This window comes from Apibacter sp. B3546 (genome assembly GCF_009827885.1).
Classification (GTDB): Bacteria; Bacteroidota; Bacteroidia; order Flavobacteriales; family Weeksellaceae; genus Apibacter.
Genome location: NZ_WINW01000002.1, coordinates 34,862 through 51,812, shown reverse-complemented (window position 1 = coordinate 51,812; position 16,951 = coordinate 34,862). Strand labels below are relative to the sequence as shown.

The following is a 16,951-nucleotide window of genomic DNA, read 5'->3' as shown; positions in this document are numbered from 1 at the left end:
AATTTTTTATTATTATATCATATCATTGTTTTATAAAAAAATATTTATATTAAAGTATATTAATTTAATTTTGGATTTTTAGGAGAATTTATCCAAATTATATTCTTTTTATCTACTTTTATCAGTTGGTTTTTCCATAAATGATCTTCCCATTTTAATACATTTAACTCTTTATTATCGCTTACCAACCAATCATCATTTTTAATTTCATTTTCTAATTGATTAGCCTTCCAACCTGAATATCCGATAAAAAAACGAATTTCATTCGGTTTTATAAGACTATCTTTTAAAGCTGTTTTAATATCTTCAAAATCTCCGGACCAATAGTATTTTTCGTTTATTGAAATACTGCCTCCAATTACATCAGGTCGAGAATGGATAACAAAAAGATGATCTGAATCGACCGGTCCTCCCACATAAACATCCATATCTATATCAATATCAGGAACTAACTCCGATAATTTTTGATGATATATTTTTGTAAGAGTGAAGCCTATAGTTCCTTTTAACATATCATAATCAGTAATAAAAATTACACTTTTAGAAAAAAAAGAATCATAGCTGATAGGTTTTGAAATTAAAAATTTACCTTTGTAATCCATTTTTATCTTCTTTTATAACTTAGAGACATAAAATTACATATTTTTTACTAATGGAAGACTTATCTGATTGCAGAAAAATATACAAACTAGGTTCGCTAACCAAATCGGATATAACAGACAATCCGATGGAACTATTCAGAGAATGGTATTTACTGGCTGAACAAAGTGATCAAGCTTCTGAAGTCAATGCTATGGCTCTTTCAACTGTTGAAGATAATTTGATTCCCCGAACCCGCAGGGTTTTATTAAAACAATATACTTGGGAAGGATTTATTTTTTATACTAATTATCACAGCAGGAAAGGCAGAGCAATAAGTAAAAACCCGAATGTCTGCTTAAATTTTTATTGGGAAAGTCTTGAAAAACAAGTTACCATTAATGGAATAGCAGAAAAATTGGCACCCAATTTATCTGACGGTTATTTTCATTCCCGTCCTTTGGGTAGTCAATTAGGTGCAATTGTATCTCCTCAAAGTGAAGTTATACCTAACCGAGATTATTTGGAAAATAAATTAAGAGATTTAGAACTTTCTACTAAAACTAAGGATGAAATCAATAGACCCGAACATTGGGGAGGATATTTAGTAAAACCGTTTCAAATTGAATTTTGGCAAGGCAGACCTAATCGCCTACACGATCGGATTGTTTATACATTGCAAGATATGGATTGGATTATCCAAAGGTATGCTCCATAATTCTAATTATAACTATTCCTGCTTTTACTCAAATTAAAATTCACTTTGCTATTTGCTGTATTTTTAAGCTATAATTTAATTGTAACTCAAAAATAGTATATCAAAAATTGATTAAGAAGGATCAACGTCTACATCAATTTTTACCGAACGAAACGACGAGAGGTTTTGCAATTTTGAAATAGCTTCTTTTATAAACTTTTTACTATTTTTAGTAGATTTTGTAGATGGTATTTTTAAAAGAATTTTATATATAAATTGATTATTTATCCTCGGTATCAATCCTTCTTCCGGTCCTAAAATGAACGGTTCATGAATAAAATTTTTCAGATAATCTCCTACCATTACAGCTGCTTTTTTAACCTTTTCATTATTTTTATGCTTGAAAGTCAATTCAATCAATCTAAAGTAAGGAGGATATAAGTATTCTTTACGTTCTCTTAAAATACCTTCTTTTGCTAAATTATAGTTATTCTCTTTAATAAATAAATAAAACGGATTTTCCGGGTCAAAAGTTTGAATTAATACTTTTCCTTCTTTTCGTCTTCCGGCTCTACCACTTACCTGAGTCAAGAGTTGCAACGCTTTTTCTTCTGCTCTGAAATTGGGTAAATTTAATAAAGAGTCCGAACGTATGATTCCTACCAACTGAACGTCATCAAAATCAAGTCCTTTGGTTACCATTTGTGTGCCGATAAGGATATCAATTTCTTTAAGAGCCATGTTTTCAAATAATATTTCATAGGCATGTTTGCGTTTCATAGTATCAACATCCATACGGGCAATGTTAGCATCGGGGAAAAGCTGTTTTACCTCTTCTTCGATTTGCTGGGTTCCGATTCCCTTCGTTTCTAAAGCATGGGAATGGCAGCTTGGGCATGATTGGGGAAATGCCATAGTATATCCGCAATAATGACAACGAAGGGTTGAGCTTACCTTATGATATGTAAGGGTAACATCACAATTAGGACACGACGGTGAATGTCCGCAGTCATTACATTCCAAAATAGGTGAAAATCCACGTCGGTTATGAAAAAGAATAACTTGTTTTTTCTGAATTAAACATTGATGGATTTCTTCTTGTAACCGATACGATATATTGGTGGTTACTGTGGGTTTACATAAGGAAACCATTTCTATTTCAGGAAGTTTTACATTGCCAAACCTTTCCTTAAGCTCTACTAAACCAAATTTTCCCTGCTCATGATTATAAAAACTTTCCATCGAGGGAGTGGCAGATCCTAATAGAACTTTTGAATTATTTTGTTGCGCTAAGATTTGTACACAATCTCTTGCTTGGTAAAAGGGTTTTGTGTCCGTTTGTTTATATGAGCTGTCATGCTCTTCATCAACAATAATTAATCCTATGTTAGATAATGGTAAAAAAATAGACGAACGAGCTCCGATAATTACTTTATACTTATTTTTTAAAGTATTTTTCCAAACTTCCACTCGTTCATTTTGATTGAGTTTAGAATGATAAACTCCTACTTCATCGCCAAAACGTTTTTTTATTTTACTTACCAGTTGCGTTGTAATGGATATTTCCGGTAATAAAAAAAGGGAATTACGAGAATTAGAAATTTGTTTTTCAATCAATTGAAAATATAATTCGGTTTTTCCGGAAGAAGTTACGCCATGTAATAAAACTGTCGAAAACTTTTGAAATTGTTTTTCAATCTCTCTTAATGCTATATCTTGAACGTTAGAAAGTTTATAAGAATCTTCGATATGATCATCATATTCTTCTATACGATCTTTTTGGAGTTGAAATTCTTCTAAATATTTTTTTTCAATCAGAGATTTAACGACAGAGGGTGATGATATTTCAATCAGCTCTCTTTTTTGTATGAATGTTGCTCTCTGTTGTTGCATTTTAATAAATAATAGTAACGCTTCTCTTTGTTTTTCCGCCCTATTAATATCGACCAATGCTTTTTGAAATAGTTCTGAATCTTCAAATAAAGGATTTAATTTGATATAAGTTAGTTTCTTGGGTTTATATTTATCAATGATTTGCTCATCTAATTCAATTAATTTTTTATCATATAAAGATTTTATGGTAGAAATTATGTATTTTTTCGCTAAAAAAGCTTCTATTTCTTTTAAATTAATTGCAGTTTTAATTTCGAGATTCTGCATAATGAACGTTTCCTTTTCGTCCAACTCTTCGCAATTTATATTTTGAGAAGTTTTTCGGATAAATGTTTCACTTTCCAATTTTAAAGCTGAAGGAAAAGCATTTCTATATACATCCCCTAAAGAGCACATATAATAATCAGCAATCCATTTCCAAAATTCAATTAATTTTGGAGTTGCTAAGGGGTAATCTTCAAGGATAGTATATATTTCTTTGGTTTTATATAGTTCCGGCTTCTTATTATGGAGACTTTCCACTATAGCCGTATATAATTTTTTTTCTCCAAATGAAACAACCACCCGTTGCCCGATTTGAATGTGGTTTTGTAATTCTATGGGTATGTGATAGGTGAAAACACCCTCTAATGAAAGTGGAATAATTACGTTTGCAAACTCCAATTGATGTATTTTTTAAATAACAAAGATACAGTATTTAATATTTACAGTTTTTTATTTTAAACCCATAGATAAGAATAATTAAGTAAATACGGTTATGTTTTTTTGTTAAAGAGAATATTTCTTTGAAAACCTGAAAATTTGGTTCGTTTAACAGCTGAATTTTTAAATAGTATTTTAAAGGCTTCTTCACTAATATCATTCCAATCATTTTTAGTATAGGATAACAAATCGGGATGCGGATTAAATTTTTCTTCTGTATGCGGTGTAGAAAATCTATTCCACGGACAAACATCCTGACAAATATCGCATCCAAAAATCCAATCTTTCAATTTTCCATCAAACTCCTTTCCGATCTGATCTTTTAATTCTATGGTTAAATAGGATATACATTTTGTGGAATCTATGACCCTTTCAGATATGATGGCTTGGGTGGGACAAGCATCCATACAACGGGTACAGCTTCCGCAATGATTGGTTGGAAAAGCTTCATCATAGTTCAATTCGAGGTCGCAAATGATTTCAGCAAGAAAAAAAAATGAACCTTTTTGTTTGGATAATAAGAGTGAGTTTTTTCCGATCCAACCTAAGCCGGATTTTTGCGCCCATGTTCTTTCCATCACGGGAGCCGAATCTGTAAATACTCTATAGGAAAATTGACCGACTTTATCTTGGATTTCTTCTACAAATTTTTGTAATTTTTCACGTATTACTAAGTGATAGTCTTCTCCATATGCATATTTAGCAATATGGTAACTTTCTGTGTTTTGTTTTTCTTGCGGGTAATAATTATATAAAAAGGAAATAACTGATTTTGCACCGTCTACAAGTAATCCGGGATTAAGCCTTTTATCAAAGTTATTTTCCAAATATTTCATGTTTCCATGATAACCTTCTTTAAGCCATTTTTCTAATTTTGGAGCTTCTTCTTCCAAAAATATTGAACGAGAGATCCCACATCCTATAAAAGAATATTCTTTGGCTTTTTCTTTTATGAAATATGTAAGTTGCTCTTTATTCAATTGGTTTGTAGTATAGATAAATTATAATAGTGAAGGTCAAGTACATAAAAAAAGACTCAAAATACTGCAAACAATAGATTAAGTCTTTTCGTAGTAGCCCCAGCGAGGATCGAACTCACATCTAAAGTTTAGGAAACTTTTGTTCTATCCATTGAACTATGAGGCCTTTTTTTAAATCTTTTGCAAAAATATGAAAAACTAAGGAAATTTTGTACTATAAATTTATTCCATAATTGTATAACATATTCCAATACTTTTCAACCTACTTTTGTATAGGTAAATAGATAGTTAAATTTATATTCAGTCTGAAATAAAATTATGAATTCTTCTAAAAAAAATAATCCGGTATATTATTACATACCCTTCAATAATAACATTGATGAATCTGATGTTTCCAAGATTACCCAAGCTTTACAATCTATAAAAGAAATTGATACATGCAATTTAGAATTAAATAATCAAAGGATCCGTATAACCAGTAAATACCCTGATGAAGCCATAGCCAAGGCTGTTCCGATTCTAACAGACTTACAAGTTAAAGTTCCGGTTACTAAAAACAACTTTCCTTTACTCAACTTAAGTTGCGCATCTTGTGCCAATAGCAGTCAAAATATTCTAAAAATGCAACCGGGCGTAATAAACGCCTCGGTAAATTATGCAAATGAAATGGCATACATTGAATACATACCTTCAATGATAACCCCGCAAAAATTGAAAGACTCTCTCCAAGAAGCAGGTTATGATTTGATTATCAAAGAAAATGATGATTCGCAAAATTCATTGGAAGAAATACAAAAAAATCATTACAAAGCTCTAAAAAGGAAAACCATCGGTGCCATGATTTTTTCCATTCCTTTACTAATTATAGGAATGACACCGTCACTCATGCATCAACATTGGGCAAATTACATCATGTGGATCTTAGCTACACCGGTTGTTTTTATTTTTGGAAAACAATTTTTTAAGGGAGCTTATAAACAAGCAAAACATAGATCCGCCAATATGGATACCCTGGTAGCGGTAAGTACGGGAACCGCATATATTTTTAGCGTTTTTAATACATTAATTCCTTCGTTTTGGATTAAACGCGGATTGCAACCGCATGTATATTTTGAAGCTTCAGCTGTAGTTATTGCATTCGTTTTATTAGGTAAAATATTAGAAGAAAAAGCAAAAGGGAATACTTCTTATGCCATCAAGAAGTTAATAGGTTTACAACCTAAAACAATTACTGTAATTCAAGGAAATGAGCAAAATGAAATTCCTATTAAGTCAGTTTCAATTGGAATGACCATTTTAGTAAAACCGGGTGAAAAGATTGCGGTGGATGGAACAGTTCTATCGGGTAATTCGTATGTTGATGAAAGTATGATCAGTGGTGAGCCCATTCCAATTGAAAAAGTGAAAGGTTCAAAAGTATTTGCAGGAACGATTAATCAGAAAGGAAGTTTTCAATTTCATGCAGATAAAGTGGGTAAAGATACTCTTTTATCTCAAATTATTCAAACGGTGCAAGAAGCACAAGGCAGTAAAGCTCCTGTTCAAAAATTGGTTGATAAAATTGCAGGAATTTTTGTTCCTACAGTTTTTATTATTGCTTGTTTATCGATGATTGTTTGGATTATTTTCGGCGGTAAACAAGGGATAATTTATGGTTTTCAAAGCTTTGTAACCGTATTGGTTATTGCTTGTCCGTGTGCTTTAGGATTAGCAACTCCAACAGCCATTATGGTAGGTATCGGTAAAGGTGCGGAAAAAGGTATCTTAATTAAAGATGCAGAAAGTTTGGAAAATACAAAAAATATAAATGCGATAGTTTTGGATAAAACCGGTACGATTACAGAAGGTAAACCTCAGATTGAAGATTTTAAATGGTTTAGTTCAACGCATGATCTAGAAAAAAATATTTTATATAGTATTGAACGATCCTCTGAACATCCTTTAGCCGGGGCTATTGTTAGTTATTTGAATGATAAAAGCATAACTTTTATTCCTGACATGGAAATTACAAATGTATCGGGGCAAGGAATTATTGGTATTTACAATAATCAAAAATATTTTATTGGAAATCTTTCTTTGTTATCTATACATTCAGTTCCCATTGATAAAGAAGTTAAAAATTGGTTAGATAATAAGTTTAAACAAGCTACTACTACTATTTTATTTGCTAATGAAAATACTATACTTGCAGGAATATCTATTTCAGATAAGATTAAACCAACTTCCCTAACTGCTATTAAGCAGATTAAAATGTTAGGAATTGAGGTTCATATGTTAACGGGAGATAATCCTACTACAGCTAATTATGTAGCTACTGAAGTAGGAATTAACAAATTTAAAGCCGAGGTTTCTCCACAGGATAAAATTGATTATATAAAAAAACTTCAAGCTTCGCCTAAAAATAAAATTGTGGCTATGGTCGGAGATGGTATTAATGATAGTGCTGCCCTCGCCCAAGCGGATGTTAGTATCGCAATGGGTCGTGGATCTGATATTGCCATTGATGTTGCTAAAATGACTATAATTTCAGGAGATCTTCAAAAAATAACTGAGGCAATTAAACTTTCCAAGCAAACGGTTAAAACTATTAAACAAAATTTATTTTGGGCGTTTATTTATAATATAATAGGTATTCCTATCGCTGCGGGTATATTATATCCTATCAATGGCTTTTTATTAAATCCAATGGTTGCCGGTGCTGCCATGGCTTTAAGCAGCGTTAGTGTGGTTAGTAATAGTTTGCTTTTAAAATTAAAAAAATAAATGTTGAATAATTAATTCCTTTTTTAACAAATTAAAAGAGCCTCCTATAATAGGAGGCTATAATACAAAACTCAAAAAATAAAATTAATCTATAATTATTTTATTATCTAATTAAAATACGTATACTAACATATACAGCACAAATCATTGCTATAAAATAAATTAAGGTGAGTAATGAAATAGAGGGTCTAATATGCTTCATAAAGTTTAGTGTTTAAGGTTTATACTAAATTAGGTTATATAAAAATTAAAATAAATTAACTATCTGTTATTTTAATACTACAAATATATAAAATTATTTTATTTATATAAATATAATATTTATCATATACAAATATTATAAAATTTTAGTATGATTTAATCAAAAAATATTTATTTTTTTTTATATAATTCATATTATTATTTTATTTATTAAAACTGTAAAAATTATTAAAAATAAAATTTAGTTTTTTTATGATAAAATGCAGTGAAGAGTGTTAAGTATTAATTTAAAATAGTGAAGGTATATATTTAACAAAATTGATCCTCTACTACCCAGAGAAGATTTTTAAAAATATTAGTTAACAGCTTTTTAAGCTTACTTTATTAATAAAAAAATTTTATCAATATTTAAAATTAACTATGTAATATAATATTAAATTATCCTATCTAATAATATAAATGACTTATAGTAAAAAATATGTTTTTAAAAAATAAATAACACATAAAAATATCACTTCCATAGTAAGAAAAGCCTAATTTACTATAATATTATTTTTTATTTTACGGAATTCCGTAATCTAACCTTTTTATTTTTTTATAACTTCAAAAAATATCATATACAAGTTATTTTTCAATAGTAAGAGTTTTATATATATAATTTGAATGTTAATCTAAAATATATCACTTGCAGAACCATCTGATTAGTCTTTAAGAAATCCTGAGATAAAAACTCAGGATTTTTTTATTTAATAATTGTTACTTATATATACAAATATAATTCCATGTTTTTGTCAAAATGTTATGTATCCAACTTAGCTATCTTAATTTTATATGTATAGTATTTAATTGTTAGATTAATAAAATATAAAATTAATTTAAGTTCAGATAAGATTTTTCTTACCTCTTTTTTAAACTTAAATTGTATATAATCAATTATTTTAATTTAATCAATATATTTTAATAAAACGTTTTAAAAATATTTATAAGTTATATTAAATTTTTAAAATAGTTAAAATATGATTTATCTCTTATGAATAAAGCAATGTATAAGAGATCATAAAATATTTATATTAAAAGAAAATAATTTTTTTCTTTTATTAAGCTAAATAAATAAAATAATTTATATATTTGAAAAAAAATAAGAATATATATATTAAAAAGAGATTTATTTTTAAAATGATAATATATAGATTCTTTAATTCAAATTATATTATAAATATCTTATAATAAAAAATTGTAAAGCTTTATTATTTATTAAATAGAAGAATTGCTCTTCAAAAAATTGGTTCTTAAAAAAATATAATATAATTGAAATTTTATTTAAAATTTATGAATAACCTTATATCTTTTTATTAAAAATTACTAAAAAATTTAGATTAGGGATTATGGTCTTTCATAAATGTTTGAATGAACATATTAAATCTTAATTAGTTAGAAATAAAAAAATAACAATAATATATTAATTTAATTAAAATGAAAATTTTTATTATCATTATTATAACATTAGCAATTTTGTATATTATATGGAGATATTATGAAATATCTCAATGCCGTATTGACGAAGATAATCCTTTAAAATCTAATAATAATTTTACTCCTTCAAAAACGATTATTGGTTATAGTAAATTTTACACATTTAATGTAGATGATAAAAGAAAACAGATAGCTATTTTAAAAGGTAAATCTGAACCTATATATATTGATTTCAAAGATATTTTAGGTGTTAAATTCATTGAAGATATAACATATTTTAATTTATCAAATAGGAAATTTGTAGCAGGAGGTTTTTTTAGCCGTATTTTTTTTGGTTTGTTTGGAACAGTTGTAGGAGGTTCAACCAAGTCTCATCATAAACAAAAATATGTTACAAAAGTATGTGTTAAAATATTTATTAAAGATATAAATAATTCAGCGGTACTAATTGATTGTTTTGACCCTGGTACAATGCTTTTTTTTAAAAGACATAGAGTTGATATAAGTAAATTATTTATTAGAAAAGTATATCAAATAGGAGTTCGAGATGCTAATGAAATAAAAGATACCATAAATATGATCATTAAACATACTCCAAAAAATTTATCTGAAGATATTTCTTTTAAAATTTCAAATCAATTATTGAAATTACATGAATTAAAAGAAAAGGGAATTTTGACAGAAACAGAATATCTTTCTCAAAAACAAAAAATATTAAATACTTAACAAATCTTTATTTAAAAATATATTTTAAACTTTTTTATTTAAAATGATCTATTGATCTATCTAGAATTAAAAAAGTTTTAAATCATACTATAAATGTGAAAATTCATTTTAGGTAAAACTATTATTCGTAAATAAAGATTGAATGCGTCTATAAACTATACAATTAGTGAAAATTAGCGTTATATAGAGAAAGAGGTTATCCTGAAATAAACTATATGTATTTTAAACTAAAATAATTAAGATTGAAAAACTGATTCAAAATATTATTAGGATCCAATCCTCAATCAAGCTTATTCTTATTATTCAAATAGTTTAGATAATTCAGGATTCATATTTATTTTACCTATTTATATTTTATCTCATGGTTCTTACTTACATTTTGAGAACGATTTTATTCATATTTCCAAGTAAGATATAAGAAACAAATAAAAAAGTTTAATTTTTTAATTTATTACTTCTAATATTCTGTTTTTTATAGGATGCTTATATTGTTCTGTACCATAATAAGTTAAATGATTCGTATCATACATATAAGGAATATAATTAGGAGATATCTTATTAATTTTATAGTTCATTAAATCAATATATTTATTACCCAAATAGTGTTTTAAGAAATTATTAATTTCAATTAAATTTTCTTTATTTTTTATATCATTTTTATATTCATTACCATAGGTGGTTTTTAAATAATAATAGGTTGGATAATCTATTGGATAAATATCTGTTTGACCTAAATAAAGTACTTTAATATTGTATTTGTTAAAATACGTATCAGTAAAATTAATTTTTTTTATTAATTCATCTTTAGAATATGCTGCATAATTAGCACTTATTAAAACTAATTTAATTTTTTCAAGATTTAAAGGGAAATATATCTTAAAAAAATAGTTAAAAAAGCTAATTGGCCCCTTAAATTGACTCTTCGAATGCAACATGGGATATGTAGCATCTGCTGTCACTTGTATACAATTTATATTATTTTCTTCTAAAAGATTATTGATTGTTTTGGAAAACATTCCTGCATGGCTATCACCCAATAATATAACATTTAATCTATCATTTTTTACTGCCCAATATTTTATATTATAATCTTCAAATTTTTGAGTAGATAATAGATGTTTTTTGCCCAAATTGTACTGTTCATTAGCCTCATTACTATATTTATAATTAGCTGTTATGTTAATCAGATTTCCAATTTTGTTAAAATAAATATTAGCATCAAGTTTTGTTAAAACAAATGAAATACAAAATAATATAAAGCTGCCTGATAACAAATATTTAACTTTTTTATCATATTTTCTTTTTTCAACAAAATGAAAAGATAAAATTGAAATTATAATTGACAATAAAATAAATAATAGTCTGTATCTAACCCGTGTATCTAAAGCAAAGAATAAACTTAGAACATAAAATGGCCAATGGTATAAATATATGGAATAGGATAAATCTCCAATGTGATTAACCATCTTACTTTTGTATATACTAAAATCATAATTTATAGAAATTATTACTGAAATACAAAATACCGGAATAATAGTTATTAAATTCGGCCAAATACCATTGAAATCATTTATACAAGTGAAATAAATAATCACGATAAAAGAAAGAATGGTGATCAATATTTTATATTTTTCAGATATTTTTTTTAATTTATTTTCATTTAGAAAAGCTGCTCCTCCCAACATCATCTCCCAGGCTCTTGTATAAAAAATATAAAATGATAAGGAATTACTATTACTGTTATGATATAACATTGAAATAAGAGAAAATAATATTAATAAATAATAAAATTTTTTAAATAGGCATCTATTGGTTAAATATAGTTTTCTTAGGATCAACAAGAGAAGGGGATATATAAGATAAAATTGCCACTCAACAGCTAAAGACCATGTATGAAGTAAAAAATTATATTGAGAAGATTGATCAAAATACCCACTATTCAAGTAGTAATAAATATTAGAAAAAAACAAACTACTGGAAAATGCACTTTTTAAATAAACTAAAAATTGAGTTGGTAAAAGAAAAAATACGATTATTGAAAAAAACAAAATCATTACTAATAATGCAGGAAATATTCTTAAAACTCTACTTTTATAAAAATTCAATAAATTAAAATTATGCTGCTCAAATCCTGATAAAATGATTTTTGACATTAAATAACCAGATATTACAAAGAAAATGTCAACTCCAATAAATCCTCCTTTGAAATAAGAAAATTTAAAATGGTATAATAAGACTGAGATAACAGAAAAAGCTCTTAAAAAAGAAATATCGTATCTGAATTTAGTAATCATTTTCAAAAATATAAATTTCCTATTAATTTTTATTTTTTCTTACGCTTTCATTACCAACAAATCCATAATAATTTACCGAAAAAAATTTTTAAAACTTAAAGCAGGCATTATGTAGATGCAAGTTTCGATTATTTGCCAATATGCTATTTCCGATAATTAAAAAAATTTTGATAATACAGATTTTATAAAAAATTTACCTACCTATCCTATATCTGTTGACAGAAAATTAAAGGGATATTTTATTATGATTGAAGTTAAGGGCAATAGTATGGATAATAGTAATAAAGAAAGTCTTCAAGAGGGGGATTTGATATTGAGCAGAAACATTAAAAAGACTATTGGAAATTAGAAATAGTAAATAAAACGGAAGTAGTAAAAATTTAATGTAAAATTGTATTAACTAGTTAAATTTTCTTAGTACCCTCTCTTTTTTAATAAATGAGTATTTTATAAAAATTTAATTTATTCTTACTACTTTGTATTTCTTGATTTAAAATATTTCGTTAAAAGTAGTTGCCTATACTCTTCCATTATCTTTTGTTTTTCTGTCATAGGCTTAGGTTTTAATTTTTTTTCTTCCTTTTCTTTTACTTTAACATACCCCATTTTTTTCAATATTTTTTTCAAATCTTCTTCTGGGATTGCATTTAATATTTTTTCGTATGGATCTGACATTTTNACTTTTTTTTATTTTAGAACAAAAAAAATTCTTGTTCTATATTCTGTTCTAAAAATTTAAAAAAAAGCCAAATTATAACTCAACGAATTTTACTTATATACCCTATTATNTTCAGTAGGTTACTTGAATTTTAGTGTTTTTTTTTTCTTGTTTTGTGACCACGGAGGGATTGAAAAAAAGAAATTACAATACTAAAATTCAAGTATATATAAATATATGGGTTATGGAATTGTTCTATTTTTTATCTGTTATTTTTAAACGCTTCTCTATAAATTCAATTCTTTGTAACAATGACTTGTCGCTATCTTTTGAATTTTCTGCATTTTTTTCAACAACAGCTGGATTATTTAATTCTTCCTTTTCTAACAAGGTCCCCTCTCCCATGAATATAAAGTTTCGGTTAAATTCCTTAAATCTTGAAGCTATATGACGTAAGTGAATAATAGATACTTTCTTTTTTCCTTTTTTAATATCATTCCAACCAACCTTTGATTCACCTATGATTTCGGCAAATTCTTTTTGGCTTCTTATAATTTTATTATCAAAAAGGTATTCAAAAATTTTTAATAAAATATCTATATCATTCATTATTAATAGATTATATAAATAAAGTATGAGAAAATCTTATATTTTTTTTGTTTCAGTATGAAAATATCTTACTTTTTTCTTTCTAGTATGAAAATATCATACTATATTTGTTCTCAAATAAAATATAAGTCGATATACTTTTTAATTATGAACAACAAATCTAGCAAAAAAAATGAATGGAATATTCTATTAATTAAAAGAATAGCAGCAAAGTGGCAAGTCACAGAAACTTTTGTTCGACAAATTTTGTCAAAAAAAGCGAAAAGTACAACGGCCGAAACTATTAGTAAGGACTATTTTGAATGTCAAAATAAAATAAAACCGCATTTAGATAAAATAAATGAAATTTTAGAATCTATAAAATAGATAGTTTATAGTTAGTGATCTTTTTTTCTTGTTTATAAGGAATCCTTTTATAAGGATTCCTTTAAAAAAAATAAAATATGAAATATATAAAGAAAGAGTGTATAGATAAAATATTGGATGCTATTGATGTAGTTAGTGTTATAGAAAAATATGTTAACATTAAAAAATCAGGTTCAGGATATAGCGCTTTATCTCCCTTTGGCTCAGAAAAAACAGCTTCTTTAATGATCTCCCCGTCTAAACAAATTTGGAAAGATTTTTCAACAGGGAAAGGAGGTAGTGCCATTAATTTTATCATGGAATACAAATCTATAAGTTTTTATGAAGCATTGTTAGAGGCGGCCAAACTAAATAATATTGCTATAGAATACGAAGAATTTACCAATGATGAGGAGAAAAATAAATATGAAGATTATCAAATAAAAAAAAGAATAACACAATTAGCCTGTGATAAATATATTAAGTTTTTCTCTGAATTGCCTCCAACACATTGGGCACAGAAGATGATCTCTAATAGAAAATGGGATGATTCAACTATACTTCAATTTAAAATTGGATATGCGCCTAAAGAAAAAAATAATTCTTTTTCGAAAGAAGCCATCGAATTAGGCTATTTAGCAGCAGCAAAAGAATTAGGTCTGACAAAAACCAATGAAATAAATCAACTAGCTTATGATTTTTTTATTGACCGTCTTGTTTTTCCAATACAAAATTTTTATGGAGAAGTCATTGGTTTTGGTGGCAGAAGAAATGATGCTCCGGAAAATTTAAAGTATGCCAAATACTTAAATTCGACTGAATCCATACTTTATAATAAGAGTAAGGTCCTTTATGGTCTTTACCAGGCTAAAGGAGAGATAAGGAAACAAAATAAAGTTATTCTTGTTGAAGGATATTCAGATGTAATTTCTTTACATCAAAACGGGGTGTCTTTTGCTGTTGCTACTTGCGGTACGTCTTTAACTGTTGAACACACCAAAATATTAAAAAAACTGTGCGCCCATGTAATAATATGGAGAGATGGAGATGTAGCCGGACTTAAAGCTACATTTAGAGATATTGATATTCTTTTAAAGGAAAGCTTTAAAGTTTCTACTATTATTTCTCCCGAAGGCAAAGATCCTGATGATCTTGCGCGTGAAAAAGGAACTGAATTAATCCAATGGGTAGAAGATAATTTGACTGATGCCGTAAACTGGAAGGCTGTAAATTTGATTAAAAATTGCGAAACGCCTGACGATATATCTTTTGCGGTGCAAAAAATATGCGATACTCTATGTGTTATTTCCGATGAAATTAAAAGAGATCTATATATTAAAGATCTTTCTAAAGTTTTAAAACAAAAACAATCCGTTTTAAAAAAAATTGTAGATGAAAAGCTTGATAACTTAAAATCAACTAAAACTGATTTATCTACTACTACTAATGTAAAATTAGATGTTCTTCTTCCTCCCGGGGCGAATCAAGAACAATACATTAAAGATAGATTTTGTGAAATAGATAAAGCCTATTTTTTCCAATCAAAAGATGGTAATTTTTTTAAAGGGACCAATTTTGTTATTCAAGCCTTATTTCACATCTACGGAAGAAATGATAATAAAAGGCTTTGTGAAATCACTAATGAATTAGGCCATAAACGCTTAATTGATTTTGATTCTAAAGATTTTGTTAATTTTTCTAAAATACAAGAAACATTAATTCAAGAAGGATTTTTTTTCTTTGAAGGTAATGTATCTACACTGCATTTTAAATTGGTTACAAAAAAAATATTAAATGATTTCATAATGGCCTATGAGTTAAAAACATTAGGCTGGCAAAATGAAGGTTTTTTTGCTTTTGCTGATGGAATTTATTTTGAAAATCAATTTAAAAGAACCAATAAATATGGAATTATTCAGATTGAAGGATTGGATGAAGAAAATTCAGAATATAGAGAAAACATTAAACATTATTACTCCCCTGCTTTTTCTGAGATATATAAATATAACAGAGAAGATGATGACCCGTACGAAAACGACAGATGTTTTGTTTATAGAAAGTCCCCGATAAGTATAAATCAATGGATGTCTCAATTGGTAAAAGTATATGGAGATAAAGGAATTGTGGGGATAGGCTTTGTGTTTGCTTCTTTATTTCGCGATATTTTAATTAAAAGATTTTCTTTTTTTCCTCATTTAGGATTATTCGGAGAAAAAGGATCCGGAAAATCAAGATTTGGAGACTCTTTGCATAACTTTTTCTTCTATAAGATGAATCCATTTGATTTAAACTCGGGAACCGTTGTAGGATTTACCAGAAGACTGGCTCGAACAAAAAACGCAATATCCTTTTTAGAAGAATATCACGATAATATACACGATGTTATGTTTCAATCGATGAAAGGAGCTTATGACGGACGAGGACGAGAAAAAGGGCAAGCTACCGTTGATAATCGAACTTCAATTACAAATGTTAATTCATCTTTAATATATGCCGGTCAATATTATCCGGTACGCGATGATAATTCCTTAGCTACCAGATCTTTACTTTTATCTTTTATTAAAAAGCCTTATACAACGGAAGAAATTCAAGAATATAATTTATTAAAGAGTTGGGAAGAAACCGGTTTGTCCTCGCTTATTTTAGATATTATCAGGTATAGAGAAGTTGTTGTAACTAAACTTGATGAAATATACTCATCAATTGCCAAACAACTTAAAAAAGATCTTGCCGGACTAGAAGCTCAAGAACGTATGATCAATAATTACCTGGCAATATTAACACCGATTTATATTTTATGGGATAAGTTCAATTTTCCTTTTACGCAAGAATATTTTTACAGTCTTTGTAAAGAATTGATTATTAATTCTTCAGACGTATTAACAGAAAGTAAATCTTTATAAATAAATCAAGATAAAAATAAACTAAATTATAAAAAAATGGAATACTCAAAAAAACAAATTACAAACAAAAATAATAATCCTACTATCGGTTATGATGATTATACAGAGTATATAACTGAAGGAAAAGA

Annotated in this window: 11 protein-coding genes and 1 tRNA gene; 5 read left to right on the top strand and 7 right to left on the bottom strand. The window is 27.2% G+C overall.

Annotation, left to right across the window (positions count from 1 at the left end; all coding sequences use genetic code 11):
* Positions 1-59 precede the first annotated feature (59 nt).
* On the bottom strand, positions 60-602 hold the full coding sequence (locus GFU93_RS00395; protein WP_160566039.1) for a YqgE/AlgH family protein: 543 nt from the start codon (positions 600-602) through the stop codon (positions 60-62).
* 50 nt (positions 603-652) lie between these two features.
* Here GFU93_RS00395 and pdxH point away from each other — a divergent pair, with 50 nt between their 5' ends.
* The gene (gene pdxH / locus GFU93_RS00390; RefSeq protein ID WP_160566036.1) at positions 653-1,297 is read left to right on the top strand and encodes a pyridoxamine 5'-phosphate oxidase; all 645 of its coding nucleotides are present in this window, start codon (positions 653-655) and stop codon (positions 1,295-1,297) included.
* 111 nt (positions 1,298-1,408) lie between these two features.
* Here pdxH and priA read toward each other — a convergent pair whose 3' ends face one another.
* From priA to GFU93_RS00375, 3 genes are all read right to left on the bottom strand, one after another.
* On the bottom strand, positions 1,409-3,832 hold the full coding sequence (gene priA, locus GFU93_RS00385; RefSeq protein ID WP_185150441.1) for a primosomal protein N': 2,424 nt from the start codon (positions 3,830-3,832) through the stop codon (positions 1,409-1,411).
* Positions 3,833-3,924: 92 nt separating this feature from the next.
* Positions 3,925-4,851, bottom strand: a complete 927-nt coding sequence (queG, locus tag GFU93_RS00380) for a tRNA epoxyqueuosine(34) reductase QueG (RefSeq protein ID WP_160566033.1) — start codon at positions 4,849-4,851, stop codon at positions 3,925-3,927.
* A gap of 94 nt (positions 4,852-4,945) precedes the next feature.
* A tRNA-Arg gene (locus GFU93_RS00375) sits at positions 4,946-5,017 on the bottom strand.
* A gap of 152 nt (positions 5,018-5,169) precedes the next feature.
* Between GFU93_RS00375 and GFU93_RS00370 the strand changes: the two genes are divergently transcribed.
* Both GFU93_RS00370 and GFU93_RS00365 read left to right on the top strand, forming a co-directional pair.
* On the top strand, positions 5,170-7,614 hold the full coding sequence (locus tag GFU93_RS00370) for a cation-translocating P-type ATPase (protein WP_160566029.1): 2,445 nt from the start codon (positions 5,170-5,172) through the stop codon (positions 7,612-7,614).
* A gap of 1,674 nt (positions 7,615-9,288) precedes the next feature.
* Positions 9,289-10,014: an SHOCT domain-containing protein gene (locus tag GFU93_RS00365; protein WP_105297537.1), complete on the top strand. Its 726-nt coding sequence runs from the start codon at positions 9,289-9,291 to the stop codon at positions 10,012-10,014.
* Between the two features lie 443 nt (positions 10,015-10,457).
* Here the strand turns inward: GFU93_RS00365 and GFU93_RS00360 are convergent, their stop codons facing one another.
* From GFU93_RS00360 to GFU93_RS00350, 3 genes are all read right to left on the bottom strand, one after another.
* Positions 10,458-12,308: an acyltransferase family protein gene (locus tag GFU93_RS00360; protein WP_160566026.1), complete on the bottom strand. Its 1,851-nt coding sequence runs from the start codon at positions 12,306-12,308 to the stop codon at positions 10,458-10,460.
* Between the two features lie 471 nt (positions 12,309-12,779).
* Entirely contained in the window at positions 12,780-12,983 is a 204-nt protein-coding gene (locus GFU93_RS00355) for a hypothetical protein (RefSeq protein ID WP_160566023.1), read from the bottom strand.
* 238 nt (positions 12,984-13,221) lie between these two features.
* Positions 13,222-13,575, bottom strand: coding sequence for a hypothetical protein (locus tag GFU93_RS00350; protein WP_160566021.1), 354 nt, complete (start codon positions 13,573-13,575; stop codon positions 13,222-13,224).
* Between the two features lie 147 nt (positions 13,576-13,722).
* Between GFU93_RS00350 and GFU93_RS00345 the strand changes: the two genes are divergently transcribed.
* Both GFU93_RS00345 and dnaG read left to right on the top strand, forming a co-directional pair.
* Entirely contained in the window at positions 13,723-13,941 is a 219-nt protein-coding gene (locus GFU93_RS00345; RefSeq protein ID WP_160566018.1) for a hypothetical protein, read from the top strand.
* A 77-nt stretch (positions 13,942-14,018) separates the two neighbouring features.
* Positions 14,019-16,823, top strand: coding sequence for a DNA primase (dnaG, locus tag GFU93_RS00340; RefSeq protein ID WP_160566015.1), 2,805 nt, complete (start codon positions 14,019-14,021; stop codon positions 16,821-16,823).
* Positions 16,824-16,951: the final 128 nt, after the last annotated feature.

Bases quoted from the DNA above. Each gene is read 5' to 3' on its own strand.
- GFU93_RS00395 (WP_160566039.1), bottom strand. From the start codon at position 602: ATGGATTACAAAGGTAAATTTTTAATTTCAAAACCTATCAGCTATGAT.
- pdxH (WP_160566036.1), top strand. From the start codon at position 653: ATGGAAGACTTATCTGATTGCAGAAAAATATACAAACTAGGTTCGCTA.
- GFU93_RS00370 (WP_160566029.1), top strand. From the start codon at position 5,170: ATGAATTCTTCTAAAAAAAATAATCCGGTATATTATTACATACCCTTC.
- GFU93_RS00365 (WP_105297537.1), top strand. From the start codon at position 9,289: ATGAAAATTTTTATTATCATTATTATAACATTAGCAATTTTGTATATT.
- GFU93_RS00360 (WP_160566026.1), bottom strand. From the start codon at position 12,308: ATGATTACTAAATTCAGATACGATATTTCTTTTTTAAGAGCTTTTTCT.
- GFU93_RS00355 (WP_160566023.1), bottom strand. From the start codon at position 12,983: ATGTCAGATCCATACGAAAAAATATTAAATGCAATCCCAGAAGAAGAT.
- GFU93_RS00350 (WP_160566021.1), bottom strand. From the start codon at position 13,575: ATGAATGATATAGATATTTTATTAAAAATTTTTGAATACCTTTTTGAT.
- GFU93_RS00345 (WP_160566018.1), top strand. From the start codon at position 13,723: ATGAACAACAAATCTAGCAAAAAAAATGAATGGAATATTCTATTAATT.
- dnaG (WP_160566015.1), top strand. From the start codon at position 14,019: ATGAAATATATAAAGAAAGAGTGTATAGATAAAATATTGGATGCTATT.